Annotated in this window: 23 protein-coding genes; 8 read left to right on the top strand and 15 right to left on the bottom strand. The window is 61.0% G+C overall.

All coding sequences use genetic code 11. The features are described from left to right. Positions 1-55 precede the first annotated feature (55 nt). The 6 genes from U367_RS0100405 to U367_RS0100380 form a co-directional block, all read right to left on the bottom strand. Positions 56-982, bottom strand: a complete 927-nt coding sequence (locus tag U367_RS0100405; RefSeq protein ID WP_028615271.1) for a sigma 54-interacting transcriptional regulator — start codon at positions 980-982, stop codon at positions 56-58. A gap of 50 nt (positions 983-1,032) precedes the next feature. Next, on the bottom strand, positions 1,033-1,614 hold the full coding sequence (locus U367_RS0100400) for an alpha/beta hydrolase (RefSeq protein WP_016975008.1): 582 nt from the start codon (positions 1,612-1,614) through the stop codon (positions 1,033-1,035). A 174-nt stretch (positions 1,615-1,788) separates the two neighbouring features. Next, on the bottom strand, positions 1,789-2,190 hold the full coding sequence (locus U367_RS0100395) for an ExbD/TolR family protein (RefSeq protein ID WP_010565408.1): 402 nt from the start codon (positions 2,188-2,190) through the stop codon (positions 1,789-1,791). 1 nt (position 2,191) lies between these two features. Further along, on the bottom strand, positions 2,192-2,914 hold the full coding sequence (locus U367_RS0100390) for a MotA/TolQ/ExbB proton channel family protein (protein ID WP_099491561.1): 723 nt from the start codon (positions 2,912-2,914) through the stop codon (positions 2,192-2,194). A 51-nt stretch (positions 2,915-2,965) separates the two neighbouring features. Then, positions 2,966-3,778 (bottom strand): energy transducer TonB, encoded by an 813-nt coding sequence (locus tag U367_RS0100385; protein ID WP_028615269.1) that lies wholly within the window; start codon positions 3,776-3,778, stop codon positions 2,966-2,968. A gap of 240 nt (positions 3,779-4,018) precedes the next feature. Then, positions 4,019-4,870: a LysR family transcriptional regulator gene (locus U367_RS0100380; protein WP_028615268.1), complete on the bottom strand. Its 852-nt coding sequence runs from the start codon at positions 4,868-4,870 to the stop codon at positions 4,019-4,021. Between the two features lie 108 nt (positions 4,871-4,978). Here U367_RS0100380 and U367_RS0100375 point away from each other — a divergent pair, with 108 nt between their 5' ends. The 3 genes from U367_RS0100375 (at position 4,979) to U367_RS1000000130595 (ending at position 7,629) form a co-directional block, all read left to right on the top strand. Next, complete coding sequence (locus tag U367_RS0100375; protein WP_028615267.1) at positions 4,979-5,440, top strand: nucleoside deaminase; 462 nt, start codon at positions 4,979-4,981, stop codon at positions 5,438-5,440. After that, a complete protein-coding gene (locus U367_RS0100370) occupies positions 5,427-6,596 on the top strand; it encodes a CynX/NimT family MFS transporter (RefSeq protein WP_028615266.1) in 1,170 nt (389 codons plus the stop codon). The genes U367_RS0100375 and U367_RS0100370 overlap by 14 nt, the downstream gene beginning before the upstream one ends. A 97-nt stretch (positions 6,597-6,693) precedes the next feature. Further along, positions 6,694-7,629 (top strand): LysR family transcriptional regulator, encoded by a 936-nt coding sequence (locus U367_RS1000000130595; RefSeq protein WP_073859982.1) that lies wholly within the window; start codon positions 6,694-6,696, stop codon positions 7,627-7,629. Here the strand turns inward: U367_RS1000000130595 and U367_RS0100355 are convergent. Next, positions 7,520-8,614: a fatty acid desaturase gene (locus tag U367_RS0100355; protein WP_032864025.1), complete on the bottom strand. Its 1,095-nt coding sequence runs from the start codon at positions 8,612-8,614 to the stop codon at positions 7,520-7,522. The two genes, U367_RS1000000130595 and U367_RS0100355, sit on opposite strands and share 110 nt — an antisense overlap. Before the next feature lie 101 nt (positions 8,615-8,715). Between U367_RS0100355 and U367_RS0100350 the strand changes: the two genes are divergently transcribed. Beyond that, positions 8,716-9,720, top strand: coding sequence for an AraC family transcriptional regulator (locus tag U367_RS0100350; RefSeq protein ID WP_028615262.1), 1,005 nt, complete (start codon positions 8,716-8,718; stop codon positions 9,718-9,720). 127 nt (positions 9,721-9,847) lie between these two features. On the opposite strand, the gene U367_RS0100345 is transcribed toward U367_RS0100350, so the two are convergent. Continuing rightward, complete coding sequence (locus tag U367_RS0100345) at positions 9,848-10,213, bottom strand: response regulator (protein ID WP_028615261.1); 366 nt, start codon at positions 10,211-10,213, stop codon at positions 9,848-9,850. A gap of 98 nt (positions 10,214-10,311) precedes the next feature. On the opposite strand from U367_RS0100345, the gene U367_RS0100340 reads away from it, so the two are divergent. Both U367_RS0100340 and uraH read left to right on the top strand, forming a co-directional pair. Beyond that, positions 10,312-10,785, top strand: coding sequence for a GlcG/HbpS family heme-binding protein (locus U367_RS0100340; protein WP_028615260.1), 474 nt, complete (start codon positions 10,312-10,314; stop codon positions 10,783-10,785). Positions 10,786-10,795: 10 nt separating this feature from the next. Next, entirely contained in the window at positions 10,796-11,206 is a 411-nt protein-coding gene (gene uraH, locus U367_RS0100335) for a hydroxyisourate hydrolase (protein ID WP_028615259.1), read from the top strand. On the opposite strand, the gene U367_RS0100330 is transcribed toward uraH, so the two are convergent. Beyond that, positions 11,203-11,892 carry a Crp/Fnr family transcriptional regulator gene (locus U367_RS0100330; RefSeq protein ID WP_028615258.1) on the bottom strand — a complete coding sequence of 230 codons (690 nt, stop codon included), beginning with the start codon at positions 11,890-11,892 and terminating at the stop codon, positions 11,203-11,205. The genes uraH and U367_RS0100330 overlap by 4 nt on opposite strands. Positions 11,893-11,975: 83 nt before the next feature. On the opposite strand from U367_RS0100330, the gene U367_RS0100325 reads away from it, so the two are divergent. Then, positions 11,976-12,500: an Mpo1 family 2-hydroxy fatty acid dioxygenase gene (locus tag U367_RS0100325; RefSeq protein ID WP_028615257.1), complete on the top strand. Its 525-nt coding sequence runs from the start codon at positions 11,976-11,978 to the stop codon at positions 12,498-12,500. 132 nt (positions 12,501-12,632) lie between these two features. Here U367_RS0100325 and U367_RS0100320 read toward each other — a convergent pair whose 3' ends face one another. The 6 genes from U367_RS0100320 to dibA all read right to left on the bottom strand — a co-directional run bounded on the left by U367_RS0100320 (position 12,633) and on the right by dibA (position 18,958). Continuing rightward, positions 12,633-13,613 carry a sulfate/molybdate ABC transporter ATP-binding protein gene (locus tag U367_RS0100320; protein ID WP_028615256.1) on the bottom strand — a complete coding sequence of 327 codons (981 nt, stop codon included), beginning with the start codon at positions 13,611-13,613 and terminating at the stop codon, positions 12,633-12,635. Positions 13,614-13,616: 3 nt separating this feature from the next. Next, complete coding sequence (gene cysW, locus U367_RS0100315; RefSeq protein ID WP_010214166.1) at positions 13,617-14,489, bottom strand: sulfate ABC transporter permease subunit CysW; 873 nt, start codon at positions 14,487-14,489, stop codon at positions 13,617-13,619. Positions 14,490-14,502: 13 nt separating this feature from the next. Next, entirely contained in the window at positions 14,503-15,321 is an 819-nt protein-coding gene (gene cysT, locus U367_RS0100310) for a sulfate ABC transporter permease subunit CysT (protein ID WP_010214167.1), read from the bottom strand. Positions 15,322-15,483: 162 nt separating this feature from the next. Further along, positions 15,484-16,494 (bottom strand): sulfate ABC transporter substrate-binding protein, encoded by a 1,011-nt coding sequence (locus U367_RS0100305; protein ID WP_028615255.1) that lies wholly within the window; start codon positions 16,492-16,494, stop codon positions 15,484-15,486. A gap of 66 nt (positions 16,495-16,560) precedes the next feature. After that, complete coding sequence (gene oscA / locus U367_RS0100300; protein ID WP_003170956.1) at positions 16,561-16,743, bottom strand: sulfur starvation response protein OscA; 183 nt, start codon at positions 16,741-16,743, stop codon at positions 16,561-16,563. Between the two features lie 301 nt (positions 16,744-17,044). After that, positions 17,045-18,958, bottom strand: coding sequence for a phosphodiesterase DibA (gene dibA / locus U367_RS0100295; protein ID WP_028615254.1), 1,914 nt, complete (start codon positions 18,956-18,958; stop codon positions 17,045-17,047). 165 nt (positions 18,959-19,123) lie between these two features. Here dibA and desA point away from each other — a divergent pair, with 165 nt between their 5' ends. Beyond that, on the top strand, positions 19,124-20,308 hold the full coding sequence (gene desA, locus U367_RS0100290) for a delta-9 fatty acid desaturase DesA (RefSeq protein ID WP_028615253.1): 1,185 nt from the start codon (positions 19,124-19,126) through the stop codon (positions 20,306-20,308). The last annotated feature ends 70 nt before the right edge of the window (positions 20,309-20,378 follow it).

Below are 20,378 nucleotides of genomic sequence, written 5' to 3'. Positions count from 1 at the left end.
CGCGGCGTGGAGGGGACAATACCTAGATTTTTTATTCCCGAACAATATCTTTTATTCACGTTGATATTCCATTTTGTTCATGTAGGAATTTACGCAGCGTTTCCTGCTCGGCGGGGCTGGCACTCTGGAAAATGCGCTGCACCTGTTCCAACGGCGAACCTGCGACCGGCAGGTTCAAATGCTCGGGCAGGATCTCGTCGCCGCTGCTCACCAGCAACGCGAAGTGAATGACGTTTTCCAGCTCACGGGTATTGCCCGGCCAGCTGTGGTGTTCCAGCACACGCTGCGCGGCATCGCTGATCAGCGGCACCGGCAGGTCCAGGCGCTGACTGTAGATGCCCAGGAAGTATTCGGCCAGGGACAAGATGTCACCGACCCGCTCGCGCAGCGCCGGCAAATCCAACCGACCTTCGCTCAGATAGTGGAACAGGCGCTCATGGAACTTGCCGGCCGCCACGGCCTGAGCCAGGTCGATGCTGGTGGCGGCGACCAGGCGCACATCCACCGGGCTCGGCTGATGGGCACCGACACGGGTGACTTCGTGGTTTTCCAGCGCGGCCAACAGTTTTACCTGGATCGGCAACGGCAAATCGCCAATCTCATCCAGATACAAGGTGCCCCCATTCGCCGAACCGAACCAACCGGCCCGGCTGCTGGCTGCACCACTGTGGCTACCGGCGGCGTAGCCGAACAATTCAGCATCGGCGTAGGTCGGGCTGATCGCACCGCAATTGACCGAGACAAACAAGCCGGTACGGTCGCTGCCACGGTGGATATGCCGCGCCAGCAACTCTTTACCACTACCGGTTTCGCCACGAATCAATACGGGCAAGGCGCGCGGCGCGAGGCTCTCGAGGTCTTCGCGCAATTGGCGCGAACGGGGATCGACAAACACCAGCGCCTTGGCGCGGATGCTCAGCGGGCTTTTTTCCGCGTCGGGAAAGGTCAGCAATGGCTGACCGTAGGTTTCATGCAGACTCATGGCAGGCTCCCGCCCCAAATCCACTTAAGGGACGGGGCGTTGAAAAATGTTCAGGCAGTGCGCCGGGCATGATGCTCAAGGCGACTTTGCAGGCGGTACAGGTAAGCAAATCCCTGCTCCCAGCGTTGGTGGCCGGACTTGACATTGATATGGCCAGCACCGGAGAGAATGCCCGCTTCGGCACCCCAGTTACGCGCCAATTCCAGGGCCCTTGGTGCGCTGACGGCACTGTCGTTATCGGAACTGACCACCTGACTGGGAAACGGCAACAGATCGGTCGGGATCGGCGCGAAATTACGCAATGCCGGAGAGCAAGCAGGACGCTCGACATCGGCCGGCGCCACCAGCAAGGCGCCGCGTACCTGACGCAGAAACTGCACCGGCGCAGTGGCCGCCCAGTGCGCCACGGTGATGCAGCCCAGGCTATGGGCGATCAGGATCACTGGCGTGCTGTCGGCCGCAATGGCCTCGGCCAGCGCGGCGACCCAGTCTTCGCGACGCGGGGTCAGCCAGTCGGCCTGCTCCACGCGGGCGCTATTGGGCAGGCTGTTCTGCCAGTGACTTTGCCAATGATCTTCTGGCGATCCTTGCCAGCCCGGCACGATCAGATAACGAATCGACTCGCTGTGCATGGGTGTGCCCTCCTGCAGCGTTTAACGTTGCTGAACAGTATAGGGACGGGTGTTATATTCGTTAAGGAATAAGAAGCTATTTATTAATAACCAAAAATGCATATGGGTTTTACACAAAAAAAAGGCCGCACCCTGCCAAGGAGACGGCCAAAAAATTGTCGAGGCTTGTGTAACTTAACGAGCGGTAATCACCGACAGCTTGGTAATCCCTGCGCGTTCGATAGACGCCATGGCTCGCGCCACTTCGCCGTAGTTCACGCCATCGTCAGCCTGCAGTTGCACCCGCACATCGGGGTCCTTGGCCTTGGCCGCCTGCAGGTTGAACTCCAGCAGGTCCGGCTGGATTTCGTCCTTGTTGATAAACAGTTTGCCGGCGCCGTCGATGCTCACCACCAGCGGGTCTTTCTGCTCCACCGGCGCGACCGCCTCAGTCTTGGGCAGGTTGATCGGGATTGCGTTGGTCAAAAGCGGCGCAGTGACGATAAACACCACCAGCAGCACCAGCATCACGTCCACCAGCGGCGTGACGTTGATCTCGCTCAGTACCTCATCGCTGTCTTGCGTGGAAAAGGCCATCTCAGGACGCCTCCTTCACTTTTTGCGGGTTACTGGCAGTGGTTTTGTTCAGGGTCGGGTGCAGCAGCACACGGAAGGAATTTTTCTGCGCCAGGCTGTAGAAGTCGTGGGCAAAGTCGTCTAGGTCCGCAGCCGTCAGCTTCAGGCGACGCAGGAAATAGTTGTAGACCAGCACCGCAGGCACCGCGACGGCGATACCCACACCGGTGGCGACCAATGCCGCGCCAATCGGGCCGGCCACGGTTTCAAGGCTGGCGGAACCGGCGGCGCTGATGCCCTTGAGGGCTTCCATGATGCCCCACACGGTGCCGAACAGACCGATGAACGGCGAGGTGCTGCCGATACTGGCGACCACGGCCAGGCCGGTTTCCAGGGAGCGGCGCTCACGCACGATCTGCTGACGCAGGGCGCGTTCGAGGCGGTCCTGGTGGTTAATCGCCTGGCTCAGGTCCGCCGCGTGCGGGGTTTCGCCCACCTGGATCGCGGCATAACCGGCCTGGGCCACGCGGGCAGCGGCGCCCGGCTGGGTTTCGGCCAGCTCGGCAGCCGAGTCGAGGCTCGACGCCGCCCAGAACTGTTTGTGGAACTTGCGATCCTGCGCCTTGAGGCGACCGAACTGCACGCCCTTGAGCAGGGCCAGGCCCCAGGTGGCGACCGAAAAGACCACCAGCAGCCAGATCACCGCGCTTTCGATGGATTCAAGTGGAGATGCTAATGCCATGATGTTTTCCCTCTGTGCAGGTCGCGGCGTGTGCAACACACCGCAGCCGAATAGTTAGTGAATCTTGAAATCGATCGGTACGCTGACCCAGCCGTCCTGGGCCACATCGCCCTGCTTGGCCGGTACGAAGCTCCAACGCTTCACCGCTGACAACGCGGCGTCGTCGAGTTGCTGGCGACCGCTGCTTTTCTGGACCTGGATTTCGCCCGGCTTGCCACTGGCCAGGACATGCACCCTGAGCAACACCGTGCCTTCCCAGCCGCGTCGTTGAGCCAGTGACGGGTATTCCGGTGCCGGGTTCTTCAGGTACGCAGCGTTGGCCGAAGCGGGTGTTACCGGGGCCGGCGCCGGTGGTGCTGGAGGCGCAGGCGGTGCCGGTGTCGGTGGCGCAGGCGGCTGCTCGACAGGTTTCGGCGCGGGCTTGGGCTCAGGCTTTGGAACCGGCTTGGGCTTGGGTTTGGGAATCGGTTTTGGCGGCGCCGGTTTGGCAGCCAATTCATCCACCACCGGCGGCGGTGGCTCGACCACAGGCGGCGGTGGCGGTGGCGGCACGGGCGGTGGCGGTTCCACCACAGGGGGGGCCGGCTGGGAAAATTCGATGGTCATCGGCGGAATTTCCGGTGGCACAATCGGCAGCACCGGGGTCGGCTTCTGGCTCACCCAGTAAATCACCGCACCGTGCAGGGCCAACACCAGCAAACCCAGCAGGATCCCTTCGCGGCGACTGGAGAAACGCTTCGGCGTTTTCTGCGTGCGCAGCTGCCCCAACGGCGCGCGGTGCGGCCGGCCAAGGTCGACCAACTCACCACCCGGTGCCTGGCGCCATGGCGCCTCGTGTGCACTGGCGGCGGTCTGGACATTGCCCATTGATTCACTCCCTACGGTTTTTGACACAAAAAACCGACAGGCCTGCATGGAAGGCCGTCGAGGGCTGAATCATCGGGGCCAGACGCTTATCTCTTAAAGTAATCTTTAAAGTTATAGATAGATCTAAATTGAATAAATGAAACATGCAGAAACGGCAAAGCCCCGTCCTGCGCGGGCTGGCGCATAGGCGTTGCTTTTGAATGCCTTTCAGGCATAAAAAATATTCAGAAAAGGCATCGCTCAGACAGGGCTGTTCGCACACAAATCAAGCAATTGGCGTTGCAGGCTTTGCCCAGCCGCACCCAAGCCACTGCGGCCATACAGTGCCAGCCGCACACCTTCCACCCTGGGCAAGCCGCTGTCCGGACCCAATACGCTGTGCCCTGGCTGTACGACTCGACGGGGCAACAAACTGATGCCCAACCCCGCCGCCACCGCCGCACACACGCTCGCCAGGCTCGCACTGGAATACCCGATGCGCCAGCGCCAGCCGCCAACTTCCAAGTGCTGCAGCATTTCATTGCGGTACAGGCCGCCCACGGGAAATGCCACCAACGGCAACGGGGCGCGGCCCAGGGACGGCGTGCTGCGGCTATCAACCCAGCACAAGGGCTCCGGCCATGAGGCCAGGCAGTCGTCGCTGTCGCCCATCTGCTTGACCAGCAAGACGTCGAACTCTCCGCTGCGGTACTGGCGCTGCAACTCGGGACCGAGACCGCTGGTGACCTCCAGGCGCACCCTAGGGAAAGCCAGCACAAACGCCGACAGCAGCGGCATCAGCCGTTCGGACGCAAAGTCCTCCGGCACACCAAGGCGCAGCACCCCGTCGCTTTGCTGGCTGATCAATACGTCGGCGGCTTCTTCATGCAACGCGAGGATGCGTCGTGCATAGGCCAGCAAGCGCTCGCCTTCCGCAGTAGCGACCACGCGGCGCTGATTACGGTCCAGCAACTGACACGCCACCGCCTCTTCCAGGCGACGGATCTGCTGGCTGACCGTGGACTGAGTCAAGTGCAGGCGCTCGGCGGCGCGGGTGAAGTTGCCGCAATCCACCACGGCGACAAAACTGCGCAACAACACGGGATCGAACATGGGCGTTTACCATTCCATTTGCCACTGCTTGGCATGGTTATATTTAATTTCAGAATACCCTGACGACTCACCATACTTCACCCTCCAATCATGCCCGGAGGGATCTCCATGACCGACGATCACCAGCACCTGCAACGCGCGATCCAACTTGCCCAGACCAACGTCACCCAAGGTGGCAGACCGTTTGGCGCGGTGTTGACGCGCGACGGCGAAGTGCTGGTTGAAGCGGTGAATGAAATCCATCTGACCCAGGACCCTACCGCTCACGCCGAATTGTTGGCGATCCGCGCTGCCAGCCAGCAACTCGGCGCGCGCCTGGACGGTTGCGTCATCTACGCCAGCGGCCAACCCTGCCCTATGTGCCTGAGTGCCATGTACCTGTGCGGTGTGGAACGGGTGGTGTTTGCAGCCAGCAACGAAATGGCCGAGCCCTTTGGCCTGTCCACGGCGGCGATCGGGCAGCAGGTGGGCCTGCCAGTGAGTGAGCAGCGCCTGCCGATCCGGCATCTGCCTGATGCGGCCATGACTACGCTGTACCAGCACTGGAAAAACCTGCATGCCCCTGAATAAATCCCTCGCCGGCTGGGGCCTGTTGGTGGTCCTCGGCCTCAATCTGCGGCCGATCCTCAGCTCCATCAGCCCGTTGCTCGGCGAGATTCGCCTGGCCACCGGCTTGAGTTTCCAGAGCAGTGCCTTGCTCACCAGCCTGCCCGTGGTGTGCATGGGCCTGGTGGCACTGGTGGGCGTGCGTGTTGAAGCGCAACTCGGTGAGCGGCGTGGCATTGCCCTGGGCTTGATGATGATCCTGCTGGCGTGCCTGGCCCGCTGGCTGATGGGCCAGGGCTCGACACTGCTGGTGACCGCACTGCTCGGTGGGGCCGGTGTCGCCTTGATCCAGGCGTTGGTGCCGGCGATGATCAAGCGCGAATTTCATCACCGCGTGCCGGTGGCGATGGGGGTTTACTCAGCCTCGCTGATGGCCGGTGGTGGGCTGGCGGCGCTGCTCAGCCCAGTGGTGGCCACGCATTTTCAGCGGTGGGAAGCCGGGCTCGGTGTGTGGTTGCTGCCGGCATTGGCCGCACTGTTGTTGTGGGCCTGGTTGCCCCTGGGTGCGGCAAAAAGCGCGAATGTCATCCCCGCCTTCAAGGGCCTGCGCAATCGCCGTGCGTGGCTGCTGGCGCTGTACTTCGGCCTGGTCAATTGCGGCTACATGAGCATGGTGGCGTGGCTGCCGGCCTACTATCAGCAACTGGGTTGGGGCGTGTTGCCCAGTGGTTCATTGCTGGCCTTCATGACGATCTTTCAGGTCATCGCCGCGCTGTTGATGCCGGTGCTGGCACAACGCGGGATCGATCGGCGGCCACTGCTGTGGATCAGCCTGCTGGCCCAGACCATTGGCTACCTCGGCCTGTTGATCGCGCCGTTGCAGTTTCCTCATCTGTGGGTGGCGCTGTGTGGCTTCGGCCTGGGCGCGTGTTTTGCCCTAAGCCTGTTATTGACCCTCGACCACCACCGCGACCCGCGCCAGGCCGGGCAACTGGCGGCGTTCGTGCAGGGCGTGGGCTTTTTGATCAATGCGATTTCGCCGTGGCTGACCGGCTGGCTGCGTGAACTCACCGGCAGTTTTGTCAGCGCCTGGGTGGTGCTGACGGTGACGGCGGTCGCGATGCTGGTGGTGACCCGGGTATTCAGCCCCGCCACTTACCGCACGGCACCCGCTCTATAGATATGCATTTAAGATCTAGATAAAACAAACATGCTTCATTGACGGAATAAGCATCGCCCTTAAAATCCCGGTTCCCCTACAGGATGCCGGGCATACCATGGACCTTCGCCAACTGCGCTACTTCATCGCGCTCAACGAGCACCGCAGTTTCGTGCGCGCGGCGGACGCCATGGGCATCACGCAACCAGCATTCAGCCGCAGCATCCAAGGCCTGGAGCAGGAATTCGGCTGTGTGCTGGTGGACCGTGCGAACAAAGACCTGCGTCCCACCCCCGAAGGCCAGGTGGTGCTGCAACACGCATTGAGCCTGGTGCAAGGCGCGGCGTTGCTGAGCCATGAAGTCACGCGCATGACCAAGCTCGACGCCGGCGAAGTGCGCTTCGGCAGCGATGCGGTGGCCGCCGTGAACCTGGTGCCCCAGACGATGGCGCGCTTTGTCTCCACCTACCCCAAGGTGCGCACTGCATTGCAGGTGGATAACTGGGAAAAACTCGGACGCAGCCTGAACCGTGAAGAGATCGAATTCTTTATCGCCGATGTGCGTCACTTCGAGGCTGACCCGAACTTTCAGACCCAGGCCCTGACGCCTCGGCGCAGCGTGTTTTTCTGCCGCGCCGGGCACCCGCTACTGGCCAAGGACAGCCTTTCCACCAACGACCTGTTCACCTACCCGCTGGCCACCCCCCTGATCGCGCCCGGCATTCGCAAGCTGCTGGCCAACCTCAGCGGGCGCGTCGACTTTGCGCCTGCCATCGAGCTTGAGCAATTGGCCGCATTGGCCACCATCGTGAAGCAATGCGACGCCATCGGCCTGGGCGCCGAAGAGGCTTTCGTCGAGGCATTCGCCAGTGGTCAATTACAGGTGCTGCATTGGCGTAATCTGCCACATGCGTTGGACAGCCTCAGCAACCGTTGCGGGGTGATCAGCCGCGCTGGGGTGCGTTTGTCGCCTGCCGCGAAGGCGCTGATCGAAACCCTGCAGGCGGTGGAAAACCCAGCCGATTGGCCCGCGCAAACGTCCCGAAATCATTGAAGCGCACGCCCATCTCAGCCATCACTTTGTGCGCCACCTTGGCGGTCATCTGGCGGATGTAGAACGGCTCCTTCACCACAAAATGGTGGATGCCGTGGGTGCTGCCGAAGTTGAAGCAGAACGCCTGCAACGGCCACAACCACCAAGGGTTCAATACCTGGGTCTGCTGGATCACATTGCCCAGTTCCACATCGCCGTAGTAGTGCATGTTCGAGCTGACGAAGTGCAGGCAAAAGGTGCGCAGCACGTTAGGGCCGATGATCACCACGGTAGCGATATCAATCACCTGCATCATCTGCACGGTGCTGGCTGACCACTCGATGGGCGCACCGAGCAGACTGGCAATGCCATTGGCGGCATGAAAGCCAAGGAACACGTACCACGCGCCCCAATGCAGCAATGCCAGCGGTGCATACACCAGCAGCGAGCGCCTGAGGATCGTGAGTTTGTGCTTCCAGGTCTTGGCCCGCAGGATGCGGATGAAGGCCGACATGACGTTATCGCCGACCATCAGCAACCGCGCGAAACCCCAGGGCTCGCCGTTAGTGATCGCGCGCTCCTCCATATCGGTCTCGGTGCCGGAGACCTTGTGATGGTTGAGATGCAGGTGCCGGCGCACCCACGGGTTGATCGTGCTCGGCCGCGCCAGCCACACCAGGCCCATCATCAGGTTGTGGGGCAGGCGCTGCTTGCGAAAATACATGCTGTGGATCAGGTCGTGTTCCAGCTCGTGGGTCAATGACGCCAGGAACGCGTTGAGCAGCAGGCACACCCACCAGGCCATGCGCCCGGTGATGTAGAGCGCCGCCGAGCCCAGCATGCCGAGCAGCGCAAACGCCAGGATGCCTGCGCCCAACGCGTCCTGATGCAGCAACCAGGGGTGCTGCTGGCGCAGACGTACGCCTTCGGCCAGCACCACTTCACGGATATGCGCCGAACGCTGTTGCGCGTTCATCTGCTGGGGACTTGCAGAAGTACCGTCCATGCTTCCATCCTCTTGCTTATTGGTGCTCACATCCTGCCCCAAGCGATCAATCAGGATGCTAGCCCCGGACGCCAACCTGTTGACCGCAAGCGCCAATCGCCATGACCGAACCCACTTCCCTTGCCAGCTGGACCCGCGCCCTGCGCAAGCAGCTCGACGCCCTGGGCCTCGACAGCGCCGCGCTGTGCGTGCAAGCCGGGCTCGACCCACAGCAGATGGACGACCCGAATGCGCGCTACCCGCTGTCGGCCACCACGCGCTTGTGGGAGCTGGCGGTGCAGGCCAGCAGCGATCCAGCGATTGGGCTGCGGGTGTCGCGGTTCGTCAGCCCCACCACGTTTCATGCGTTGGGGTATGCGCTGGTGGCCAGTGGCAGCTTGCGGGAAGTGTTCGAGCGCATCGTGCGGTATCACCAGGTGGTCAGCGATGCCTTGAGCCTGGAGCTGAGTGGCGACGGCGAACGCTATCGGTTCCGCTTGCTGCAACTACCGGGAAACCCAGCGCCAGCGTTCGAGGCCATCGATGCGTTTGCGGCGATCTATGTGCGCACTTGTCGCAATCGCCTGGGGCGCGAATACGCGCCGCTGGCGGTGTACCTGCGAAGGCCGGAACCGGCCGATCCCAAGCCATGGCATACGGTGTTTCGCGCGCCGGTGTTTTTCGGCGCTGAGGAAGACCGCTTGGAGTTCGCCGCGCAGGATTTCGACAGCCACCTGGACGACGCCAACCCCGAACTGGCCGAGCACAATGAAACCGTGCTCAAGCGCACCCTCGCCCAACTGCAACCGCTGACCTGGGAGCGCAAGGTCCGACGGGTGATCGAAGCGCAGTTGCCCGACGGCGAACCCAGCGCCGAGCGGGTTGCGCAGGCGCTGCACCTGAGCCTGCGCAGCCTGCAACGCCATCTGGCGGATGAAGGCTGCCGGTTTGATGCGTTGCTCAATGAGTGCCGGGAGAATTTGGCGTTGCTGCATTTGCGGGATCCGCAATGCTCATTGGCGGAAATCAGTCATTTGCTGGGGTTTGCTGATACCAGCAGTTTCAACCGCGCGTTCAAGCGCTGGACGGGGATGACGCCGGGGCAGTTCAGGGATGGGTTGCGGTAGGTGGATGTGCGGTGTTCGTGATGGCCCCATCGCGGGCAAGCCCCGCTCCCACACGGGAATGCATTCCAAATGTGGGAGCTGGTTGCCTGCGATGGCGGTGGTCCAGGTATTGAAGATGCCGGATCAATCAGCGCCCACGGTCACGCCGCAACAACTTCTTCACCCGCACCACCAAGGCCTTGGCTTCAAACGGCTTGAGCAAGTAATCATCCTCATGCAGTTCCAACCCGCGCAGACGGTCCTCGATCCCTTCCGGGGTCGTCAAGAACAACACCGGCGTCTCGCCCTTCTTGCGAATCGCCTGCTGCAACTTCCAGGCATTCAAACCCGGCAACATGACATCCAGGATCACCAAGTCATAGTCAGTGCTTTCCACAAACCGCTGAGCGGCCATGCCATTGGCTGCGACTTCCACTGCGAAGCCGGCCTCACTCAAGCCCTGGGCCATGACTTGCGCCAATTTCGGCTGGTCTTCCACTAACAACACCTGCATGCCTACCTCTTGGTTCATTACAAACCTGTAATCGAATTGTTCGGCTTTTGACCGAGACCGCTGGCTAAGGTAGCGGCCTGCTTTCTGGAGCCGTTCCCATGTACCGTAATGCCTTCTTCTTGAGCTTCGCCATCAGCGCCAGCGTCCTGGCAGCACCACCGCTGCCGCGCCACGCCGACCTGGATTTGCACACCGCACGCCAACTGGCAGACGCCAGCCTGGCGCAGTGCACGGCGGCACTTACCGTACTCGACCGGGGCGGCAATCCGTTGCTGAGCCTGCGGGCCGACGGCGTAGGTCCACACAACAGCATCGCCAGCCAACGCAAAGCGTACACGGCGTTGTCGACTAAAACCCCCACTCGCTTGTTTGCCGAGCGTGCGCGCAACAACCCCGAGGCCGCCAACCTTAACAGCTTGTCCGAATTGCTGTTGCTCGGGGGCGGCGTGCCGCTGTTCGCCGACTCTGAACTGGTAGGCGCGCTTGGCATTGCCGGTGCCGGCGGTGCCGAGCAGGACGAAGCGTGCGCGGTAAAGGCGGCCAATCAACTTGGCCTGACAATCACCCCTTGAGGAAACCTCGATGAAAACCCTGACTATGACCCTCGCCGCCCTCAGCCTGAGCGGCCTGAGCAGCCTGGCCCTGGCGGCCGGCAACCCGCTGAGCGTGCATGTGCTGAACCTGGAAAACGGCCTGCCGTCTGCCGGTGTCAGCGTCACCCTGGAGCAACACGTAGGCGATCACTGGCAGTCGCTGTCCGAAGGTGTCACCAACCAGCAGGGGCGCATCGCCGAACTGTTCCCGGCCAACCAAGCCATGAAGCCGGGCGAGTATCGCGTGGTGTTCAAGACCGGTGACTACTACAAGAAAGCCAATCGCGAGACGTTTTTCCCGGAAGTCCCGGTGATATTCGAGGTCAAGCAGGCCGACCAGCACTACCACATCCCGCTGCTGCTGAGCCCTTACGGTTTTTCGACGTATCGCGGTTCCTAGCCAGCCCCCGCGGCCTGCCGCAAGCGCGGCAGGTCGAGCACTTCAATCGCGCCGTAACTCAGCTTGATGATCTCCTGCTGCTCTAACGCCTTGAGCAAACTGTTGGTGGTCTGGCGCGACAGGCTCAGCATCGCGGCCAGATCTTCCTGGGGCAGTTGCAGGACGCGACGGGAATGCTCTATCTCGCCGTACCCGCCGGCAATCATCAGCAGCCGGTGAGCGATACGTGTCGACGCCGGCATCAGGCTCATCTGTTCGATATTGATCAGCGACAGGCGCAACTTCTGGCTCATCAACAACGCCATGTCGCGCCAATACGTCGGGCTTTGGTCAAGAATCTCGAGCATCGCCGATTGCGGTACCTGCAACAGCGTGCACGGCCCAACCGACAAGGCGTCGTGGGTACGCGGCAAACCGTCGAAAAGGCAGATCTCGCCGAACCAGTAAGGCGTTTCAACCAGGCTCAGAATAGCTTCCTTGCCCTGCGCATTGACCGCGCTGACCCGCACCGCCCCCTCCAATACCGCATACACCCCACAGGGCGGATCACCGCGCCTGAACAGGTACTGCCCCGCCGTCAGCTGACGCAGCCGAGCCGCCGCCAGCAAACTATCCTGTAGCGGTACAGGCAGGTGGCTGAACCACTGGCCGGTGGCCAATCGGGCATGCCAGGTTGCCGCAATCATGAGAACTCCAGAGATTGTCGCCCAGTTGACAGTCAGTCGCCGCCTGACGGGAGATGATTAAACATCCTACAGGAGGAATAACAATGAAAAGCCTCGTCGACCACCTCAGTCAATACGCTGCCTACCACCGCGACCCGCGCAATATCGCCAGCCACTTTGTCGGCATTCCACTGATTGTTGTTGCGGTGGCCGTGCTGCTGTCGCGCCCGGAATGGGCGATCGGTGGGGTGTGGATTTCACCAGCGGCGATCGTCGCACTGCTGTCGGCGTGGTTTTACCTACGCCTGGAACTGGCGCTGGGTGTGTTGATGACGCTACTGATGGGCTTGTCGGTATGGGCCGGGCATGTGCTGGCGGCGCAGAGCACGTTGGTGTGGCTCAGCAGCGGCATTGGGATGTTTGTGGTGGGTTGGGTGATTCAGTTCGTCGGGCATTACTACGAAGGCAAGAAGCCGGCGTTTGTGGATGACGTGTCGGGGCTGATCGTGGGGCCGTTGTTTGTGGTGGCGGAGTTGGCGTTTCTGCTGGGGTTGCGCCATGACCTCAAGCAACAGATCGAGGAGCGTTCGGGCCCGGTGGCCGTTAGAGGAAAACGCGCCACGGTCTGAAGATTAATGAAGATCCACTGTGGGAGCCGGGCTTGCCCGCGATGACGGTGGACCAGCCAACATCATTGTCGACTGAAAGTCCGCCATCGCGGGCAAGCCCGGCTCCCACAAGGGTTTTGCGGTGTTTTAGGCTCAGGCTTTTTGCCAAACCTTGGGTTTGAAGAACAGCGTCTCGCCGCGCGCCAGGCCGGTCAGGCTGTCGTGGTCTTTCACCACTTCAGCTTCGATCAACTCGCTCTGGCCTTCCACTTTCAACGTCACACGCGTGGTCGCGCCCAGCGGGCGAATATCCCGCACTTCAGCAGCATGGTGGTCTTCCAGCTCATGCCGTGACAGCGACACTTCGTGGGGACGGAACAGCACGTGTTTGTCTTCACCCAGGTGCAGGCGGTTTGAATCACCCAGGAAGTGATAAACGAAATCGCTGGCCGGGTTTTCGTAGACGTCACCCGGTGAACCGATCTGCTCGATCACGCCCTTGTTCATCACCACGATACGGTCGGCGACTTCCATGGCCTCTTCCTGGTCGTGGGTCACGAACACCGACGTCAGGTTGATGTCTTCGTGCAGGCGTGCCAGCCAGCGGCGCAGTTCTTTACGCACCTTGGCGTCGAGGGCGCCGAAGGGTTCGTCCAGCAGCAGCACTTTGGGTTCGACCGCCAGGGCGCGGGCCAGGGCGATACGTTGGCGCTGACCACCGGACAACTGCTCCGGGTAGCGATCCGACAACCAATCCAGCTGCACCATGTTCAACAGCTCGTGCACCTTGACCGCGATCTGGCTTTCGTTCGGGCGCTGGTTCTTCGGTTTCATGCGCAGGCCGAACGCCACGTTGTCGAACACGGTCATGTGGCGGAACAGCGCGTAGTGCTGGAATACAAAGCCGACATTGCGATCACGCACGTCGTGGCCTGAGACGTCTTCACCGTGGAACACGATGCTGCCGTCATCCGGGGTTTCCAGGCCGGCGATGATGCGCAACAAGGTGGTCTTGCCGCAGCCGGACGGGCCAAGCAACGCCACCAGCTCGCCACTCTGGATGTCCAGGTTGATGCTGTTCAGGGCCTTGAAGGCGTTGAAGTTCTTGCTGACATTACGGACTTCGATCGACATGACTTATTCCTCAGCCGCACCGGCGCGCAGGCGATTAATACGGTTCTCGCTCCACTGCTTGAGCAGCAGGATGAAGAGCGCCAGGATCAGCAGCAGACTCGCCACCGCAAACGCGGCAACGTGGTTGTATTCGTTGTAGAGAATCTCGACGTGCAGCGGCAGGGTGTTGGTTACGCCGCGAATGTGGCCGGACACCACCGACACCGCGCCGAACTCACCCATGGCCCGTGCGGTACACAGCACCACGCCGTAGATCAGGCCCCATTTGATATTTGGCACGGTCACATGCCAGAACATCTGCCAGCCGTTGGCACCGAGCAGGCGCGCGGCCTCTTCCTCCTGGGTGCCCTGCTCCTGCATCAGCGGGATCAGTTCACGGGCCACGAAGGGCACGGTGACGAAGATGGTTGCCAGCACGATACCGGGCAAGGCGAACACGATCTGGATGTCATGGTCCTGCAGCCACGGCCCAAAAAAGCCCTGGGCGCCGAACATCAGCACATAGACCAGACCGGCGATCACTGGCGACACCGAGAACGGCAAATCGATGAGCGTCACCAGGATGCTTTTGCCACGGAACGAGTACTTGCTCACGCACCAGGCGGCGCTGACGCCGAACACCAGGTTGAGCGGCACCGAAATCACCACGGCGATCACCGTGAGTTTCAACGCCGATAGCGCATCGGGTTCGAGGATCGCGGTGAAGAACGCGCCGAGGCCGTTCTTCAAGCCCTGGGTCACCACGATAAACAGCGGCAACAGCAGGAACAGCGCAAATACCAGCCAGCCAAGGCCGATCAGGATACGTCGCGATGCAGCGCTGCCACGCCGGGCAGCGTTGGCCGAGGACGCGGCGGAAATAGACGATTGGGACATGTTCCGCGCCTCCTTATGGACGTTCGATGCGCCGCTGCAACAAGTTGATCAGCAGCAGCAGGACAAAGGAAACCACCAGCATCAGCACGCCGATGGACGTGGCGCCGCGGTAGTCGTATTGGTCGAGCTTGACCATGATCAGCAGCGGCAGGATCTCGGTTTTCATCGGCATGTTGCCGGCGATGAAGATCACCGAGCCGTACTCACCGACACCACGCGCGAACGCCAGGGCGAAACCGGTCAACCAGGCAGGCAGCAACGCGGGCACCAGGATGTGACGGAACACCTGCAACGGCTTGGCGCCCAGGCAGGCAGCGGCTTCTTCGACTTCCCGGGGGATATCGGCCAGTACCGGCTGCACCGTGCGCACCACGAACGGCAGCGTGACGAAGGTCAGCGCCAGGGTGATACCGAGCGGCGTGTAGGCGATCTTGAAGCCCAGGTCGGCGGCGAACTGGCCAACCAGGCCGTTAGGTGTGTACAGCGCCGTCAGTGCGATACCGGCCACAGCGGTGGGCAAGGCGAATGGCAGGTCGATCATCGCATCGATGATCTTGCGGCCGGGGAAGGTGTAGCGCACCAGCACCCAGGCCAGTAGCGTACCAATTACGCCGTTGATCAGCGCGGCGTACAGCGCGGTGCTGAAGCTCAGTTGCAACGCAGCCAGCACGCGCGGTGCGGAGATGATGTTCCAGAACTGATCCCAGGTAAGTTGAGCGGCGTGTACAAACATCGCCGCGAGGGGGATGAGTACGATCAGGCTGAGGTACACCACGGTGTAGCCCAGCGTCAGCCCGAAGCCGGGTATGACGGGGGAGATACGACGCGACATAAGAGTCCTTGGTTAAGGGGAAACCACTGGAGGCACACACGTCCTGTGGGAGCTGGCTTGCCTGCGATGCAAGCGTCGCGGTATGTCGGTCACACCGCGGCGATGCTATCGCAGGCAAGCCAGCTCCCACAGGGCATAGCGTGCGCCACCAGATTGTGTTGGTTACTGCGCGGTGTAAATCTGGTCGAACACGCCACCGTCGTTAAAGAATTTCGGTTGGGCAGTTTTCCAGCCGCCGAAGTCTTTGTCGATAGTCACCAGGTCCAGTTTCGGGAACTGCTGGGCGTATTTGGCGGCCACTTTTGCATCGCGTGGGCGGTAGAAGTTCTTCGCCGCAATCTCCTGGCCAGCCGGGCTGTACAGGTGTTTAAGGTATTCGGTGGCGATCTCGGTGTTACCCTTTTTCTCGGCATTCTTGTCGACCACGGCCACTGGCGGCTCCGCGAGGATCGACAGGGAAGGCACGACGATATCGAACTTGTCAGCACCGCCGTCTTCTTTCAGGGCCAAGAAGGCTTCGTTTTCCCAGGCCAATAACACGTCACCCTGACCGTTGTTGACGAAGGTGATGGTCGAGCCGCGAGCGCCGGTGTCCAGCACAGGCACGTGCTTGAACAGCTCTTTCACGTATTCCTGGGCCTTGGCTTCGCTGCCACCGGTTTTCAGGCCGTAGGCCCAGGCGGCGAGGAAGTTCCAGCGGGCGCCGCCGGAGGTTTTCGGGTTCGGGGTAATCACGGACACGTCTTTCTTGATCAGGTCGCCCCAGTCCTTGATGCCTTTAGGGTTGCCCTTGCGCACCAGAAACACGATGGTCGAAGTGTACGGGGTGCTGGCGTCCGGCAGGCGGGTCTGCCAGTTTTCCGGCAGGGTCTTGCCCAGCTTGGCGATTTCGTCGATGTCACCGGCCAGGGCCAGGGTGACCACGTCGGCGCGCAGGCCGTCGATCACAGCGCGGCCTTGCTTGCCCGAACCACCGTGGGATTGCTGGATCTTGACGTTGTCACCGGGGTGGGACTGTTTCCAAAAGTTGGTGAACTCAGCGTTGTAGTCCTGGTACAGCTCACGGGTCGGATCGTACGAGACGTTGAGCAACTCGTAGTCCTTGGCAACGGCGGAACCTGCAAACACGGCGCTGGCCAGGGCGGCCAGGGCATAACGGCGAATCGACGACATAGAAGCTCCTGAAATTCTGGGGTGTTGGCTTTTTCTTATTAAGTGCGGGTCTATCGCCGTCAGTGCTTAGCTCGGTTTGTTACCCGGGTTCTGCAAACGGAATTTTTCTTTGCGTTCGATCTGTACCACTTGAGCGTTGTGCACAGTAATTTCCACCGCGCCAAACCGCAGATCGCGCAAGGCGCTCTGGATCTCACGCAAAATGGCTGCTTCGTCCTGGCCGTCGACGCTACGTAAAGATGCGCTCATGGTCTCGCTCCTGAAATGAATAGTGCCTCGCAGTGGCGGCACTGCTTGCGGCGTGAGAGCGATAGTAGATAAGCGCGGATATTCTTAAAAATACTATTTAAGAATGTTTATATAACCAGAAAGAATTTTCTGGTGGAACGTGGGGTTGCGTGCGGGTTTGGTGCCCAAGTACGTAAATAAAGCCTAGAGAAGATCCAAATGTGGGAGCGGGCTTGCCCGCGAAAGCGGTGTGTCAGCTAAAAATGTGTTAACTGATGCACCGCATTCGCGGGCAAGCCCGCTCCCACCTTTTGACTGCATTTCAGGTCTGGATTGGGGGGGCTCGGTGCCAATCAATTTCGTGGGCCGGCATCGGCCGGCCAAACCAATACCCCTGCCCCATATCGCAGTCCTGATCCAACAGAAACCGCGCCTGTTCAACCTGCTCGATCCCCTCGGCATGCACCTGCATGCCCATGCTTTTAGCGAGGGCGATCACCACGCGCACGATGGCCGCGTCATCTTCGTCCCAGGGCAGACCGGCAACAAAGCCCTGGTCGATCTTGAGCTTCTGCACCGGCAGGCGCTTGAGGCGCAGCAGTGACGAGTAACCGGTGCCAAAATCATCGATCGCCAGGCGCAACCCCAACTCTCGGAGACGGTGCATCTGCTCCAGCGCGACCTCCGGGTCTTCCATCACCGCGCTTTCGGTGACTTCCAGCTCGAGAAAGGCCGGATCCAGGCCCGTGTCATGCAGCACCTGGGCGACCTGTTCATACAGCTCACGCCGCGCAAACAGGCGGCTAGACACATTGATGGCGATAAAACTCAACGGTGCCCCCTCGGCCAGCCATTGGCACATCTGCCGACACGCCTGGTCCATCACCCAGGCATCAATTTCGGCAATCAACCCGGTGCGCTCGGCGATCGGGATAAATTCCCCCGGCGGCACCAGGCCGCGTTCCGGATGCTGCCAGCGCACCAGCGCTTCGACGCCGATCAGACGGCTATTGTGCAGGTCGTGCACGGGTTGGTAATAGACGCAGAGTTCCTGCTGTTCGAGGGCGCGGCGCAGTTCGCTGGCGACTTCCACGCGATTCTGCGCGTGGGCAGTCAGTTCCTCGGTGTACAAGGCGTAGCCCTCGCGCCCGGCGCTCTTGGCCTTGAACAGCGCGGAGTCGGCGTTACGCAGCAACTGCTCGGCGCTCAGGGCATCGTTGGGAAACAGGCTGATCCCGATACTGGCGCTGATAAACAGCTGGTGGCCATCAAAGATGAAGGGCTGTTTCATCGCCTCCAGCATGCGCTGCGCCAGACCCGCCGCCTGGGCCACCTGTGGACAACTTTCCGCCAGTACGGCGAATTCATCTCCACCCAGGCGCGCCAGGGTCACACCGGGGCCAAACAGTGCCTTGAGCCGCTCGCCCACCAGCTTGAGCAATTGGTCTCCGACGTTATGGCCCAGGCTGTCGTTGATGATCTTGAAGTGGTCCAGGTCCAGCAACAGCAAGGCGCAGCCACGCTTGTGGATCTGCGCCGAGGCCAGCGCCTGCTCGGCGCGGTCGGTGAATAGCAGGCGGTTGGGCAAGTCGGTCAGCGGATCGTGGTGCGCGAGGTGGGCCAGTTCGTGCTCGGAGTCCTTGATGGCGCTGATGTCGGAAAACACCGCCACATAATGGCTGACCTTGCCCTGGTCATCGTGAATCACCCGAATGGTTTGCCACTGTGGATAAATCTCACCGCTTTTGCGTCGGTTCCAGATTTCACCGCTCCATTCGCCGGTGCGTTCCAGGCTCTGGAACATCTGTTGGTAGAAATTCGACGAATGGCGACCGGATTTGAACAGGCTGGGCTGATGCCCCATGACGTCTTCGCGGCTGTAGCCGGTGATCTCCATGAACGCCCGGTTAACGTGCACGATCAGCCCCTGTGCGTCGGTGACCAACACGCCTTCGCGAGTGCAATCGAACACGGCGGCGGCCTGGCGCAGGCGTTCACGGTTTTCTTTCAGGGGCTGTTGCAGCTGGTTGGCCCGGGCAAACCGGGCGCAGATCAGGTAAATCGCTAGGGCGCTGAGCGCCACCCACACATAGCCGCGCACCTGCAGCCAGTGGGTCAGCTCACTCGGGTTATCGAGAAACTCGATCAATACGCGCTGGGTTACGCCGATCCACAGAACGGAAACCAGCAGGTATACCAGCCCGGCACGCAGGGCACCTCGGTATGAAAACAGCATATGGTCAGTAATCCTTACCAAAAAACAGAATCGCCCTACAAAGGCTGCGGATTATAGAATAAGAAACATCCAGTCACTCCTATCTGAAAGGGCGGCTGGTTTTCTCTGTAGGCTTAGTGATAATGCGTGAGCTGTTCTTTTCTTTATCTGAGGGCCATACAGCCTATGTGGTACAACGGTTTTCTTGACCTGTCAGCCTGGCAACTGGTGGCGGTCACTCTGTTGATGACCCACGTGACCATCGTTGCGGTCACAGTCTATCTGCATCGTTATTCAGCCCATCGCTCCCTGGAGCTCAATGCCGGCCTGAAACACTTCTTCCGCTTCTGGCTGTGGCTGACCACGGCGCAGAACACCCGCGAGTGGACCGCCATTCACCGCAAGCACCACGCCAAGTGCGAAACCGTCGACGACCCGCACAGCCCGGTCATCAAGGGTCTGTCCACCGTGATGCGCAAAGGCGCCGAGCTGTACCGCGCCGAGGCCGAAAACCCCGAGACGTTGCGCATCTACGGCAAGAACTGCCCGGAAGACTGGATCGAACGCAAAATCTACACGCCCTACCCGTTGCTGGGCGTGGCGATCATGGGCGTGATCGACCTGCTGCTGTTCGGCACCATCGGCATCACCATCTGGGCGATCCAGATGATGTGGATCCCGTTCTGGGCCGCCGGCGTGATCAACGGCCTGGGGCATGCCGTGGGTTATCGCAATTTCGAATGCCGTGACGCGGCGACCAACCTGGTGCCGTGGGGCATCATCGTCGGTGGCGAAGAGCTGCATAACAACCATCACACCTACCCCAACTCCGCCAAGCTGTCGGTGAAGAAGTGGGAATTCGACATGGGCTGGGCATGGATCAAAGTCTTCAGCTTCCTGCGCCTGGCCAAGGTGCAACGCGTCGCGCCCATCGCCCACCGTGTGGAAGGCAAGGGTCATCTGGACATGGACACCGCCATGGCGATCCTCAATAACCGTTTCCAGATCATGGCCCAGTACCGCAAGTTGGTGATCGCCCCATTGGTCAAGCAGGAGCTGGAAAAGGTCGATCACTCCGTTCGCCACCAATTCCACCGTGCCAAGCGCCTGTTATCGCGAGAAACCAGTTTGCTGGATGACCGCCACCATGTGCGTATCCAGAGCATGCTGGAACACAGCCAGGCGCTGAAAGTGATCTACGAAAAGCGCCTGGCGCTGCAGCAGATCTGGCTGAAGACCAGTTCCAATGGCCACGATATGCTCGCGGCCATCAAGGAATGGGTGCATGAGGCCGAGGCCAGCGGCATCCAGTCCCTGCGGGATTTTGCCCACCAATTGAAGACCTATTCACTGCGTCCTGCAGCGGTCTGACAGTGCGCTGGGAGGGCCTGCCCTCCCAGCCATCGGCTTTTTGGCGTCATTTCTCGGACACCGGCAATCG

It is taken from the genome of Pseudomonas canadensis, from assembly GCF_000503215.1.
Classification (GTDB): domain Bacteria; phylum Pseudomonadota; class Gammaproteobacteria; order Pseudomonadales; family Pseudomonadaceae; genus Aquipseudomonas; species Aquipseudomonas canadensis.
This window is presented reverse-complemented; position numbering and strand designations above follow the sequence as displayed.

What these genes read in the sequence shown, in the direction of transcription:
- U367_RS0100350 (WP_028615262.1), top strand. Translation starts at nt 8,716, where the DNA reads ATGACCGAACCCACTTCCCTTGCCAGCTGGACCCGCGCCCTGCGCAAG.
- U367_RS0100380 (WP_028615268.1), bottom strand. Translation starts at nt 4,870, where the DNA reads ATGTTCGATCCCGTGTTGTTGCGCAGTTTTGTCGCCGTGGTGGATTGC.
- U367_RS1000000130595 (WP_073859982.1), top strand. Translation starts at nt 6,694, where the DNA reads ATGGACCTTCGCCAACTGCGCTACTTCATCGCGCTCAACGAGCACCGC.
- U367_RS0100330 (WP_028615258.1), bottom strand. Translation starts at nt 11,892, where the DNA reads ATGATTGCGGCAACCTGGCATGCCCGATTGGCCACCGGCCAGTGGTTC.
- U367_RS0100325 (WP_028615257.1), top strand. Translation starts at nt 11,976, where the DNA reads ATGAAAAGCCTCGTCGACCACCTCAGTCAATACGCTGCCTACCACCGC.
- U367_RS0100400 (WP_016975008.1), bottom strand. Translation starts at nt 1,614, where the DNA reads ATGCACAGCGAGTCGATTCGTTATCTGATCGTGCCGGGCTGGCAAGGA.
- U367_RS0100370 (WP_028615266.1), top strand. Translation starts at nt 5,427, where the DNA reads ATGCCCCTGAATAAATCCCTCGCCGGCTGGGGCCTGTTGGTGGTCCTC.
- U367_RS0100405 (WP_028615271.1), bottom strand. Translation starts at nt 982, where the DNA reads ATGAGTCTGCATGAAACCTACGGTCAGCCATTGCTGACCTTTCCCGAC.
- U367_RS0100355 (WP_032864025.1), bottom strand. Translation starts at nt 8,614, where the DNA reads ATGGACGGTACTTCTGCAAGTCCCCAGCAGATGAACGCGCAACAGCGT.
- U367_RS0100375 (WP_028615267.1), top strand. Translation starts at nt 4,979, where the DNA reads ATGACCGACGATCACCAGCACCTGCAACGCGCGATCCAACTTGCCCAG.
- uraH (WP_028615259.1), top strand. Translation starts at nt 10,796, where the DNA reads ATGAAAACCCTGACTATGACCCTCGCCGCCCTCAGCCTGAGCGGCCTG.
- U367_RS0100340 (WP_028615260.1), top strand. Translation starts at nt 10,312, where the DNA reads ATGTACCGTAATGCCTTCTTCTTGAGCTTCGCCATCAGCGCCAGCGTC.
- desA (WP_028615253.1), top strand. Translation starts at nt 19,124, where the DNA reads ATGTGGTACAACGGTTTTCTTGACCTGTCAGCCTGGCAACTGGTGGCG.
- U367_RS0100320 (WP_028615256.1), bottom strand. Translation starts at nt 13,613, where the DNA reads ATGTCGATCGAAGTCCGTAATGTCAGCAAGAACTTCAACGCCTTCAAG.
- U367_RS0100305 (WP_028615255.1), bottom strand. Translation starts at nt 16,494, where the DNA reads ATGTCGTCGATTCGCCGTTATGCCCTGGCCGCCCTGGCCAGCGCCGTG.
- dibA (WP_028615254.1), bottom strand. Translation starts at nt 18,958, where the DNA reads ATGCTGTTTTCATACCGAGGTGCCCTGCGTGCCGGGCTGGTATACCTG.
- U367_RS0100385 (WP_028615269.1), bottom strand. Translation starts at nt 3,778, where the DNA reads ATGGGCAATGTCCAGACCGCCGCCAGTGCACACGAGGCGCCATGGCGC.
- U367_RS0100395 (WP_010565408.1), bottom strand. Translation starts at nt 2,190, where the DNA reads ATGGCCTTTTCCACGCAAGACAGCGATGAGGTACTGAGCGAGATCAAC.
- cysT (WP_010214167.1), bottom strand. Translation starts at nt 15,321, where the DNA reads ATGTCGCGTCGTATCTCCCCCGTCATACCCGGCTTCGGGCTGACGCTG.
- U367_RS0100345 (WP_028615261.1), bottom strand. Translation starts at nt 10,213, where the DNA reads ATGCAGGTGTTGTTAGTGGAAGACCAGCCGAAATTGGCGCAAGTCATG.
- oscA (WP_003170956.1), bottom strand. Translation starts at nt 16,743, where the DNA reads ATGAGCGCATCTTTACGTAGCGTCGACGGCCAGGACGAAGCAGCCATT.
- cysW (WP_010214166.1), bottom strand. Translation starts at nt 14,489, where the DNA reads ATGTCCCAATCGTCTATTTCCGCCGCGTCCTCGGCCAACGCTGCCCGG.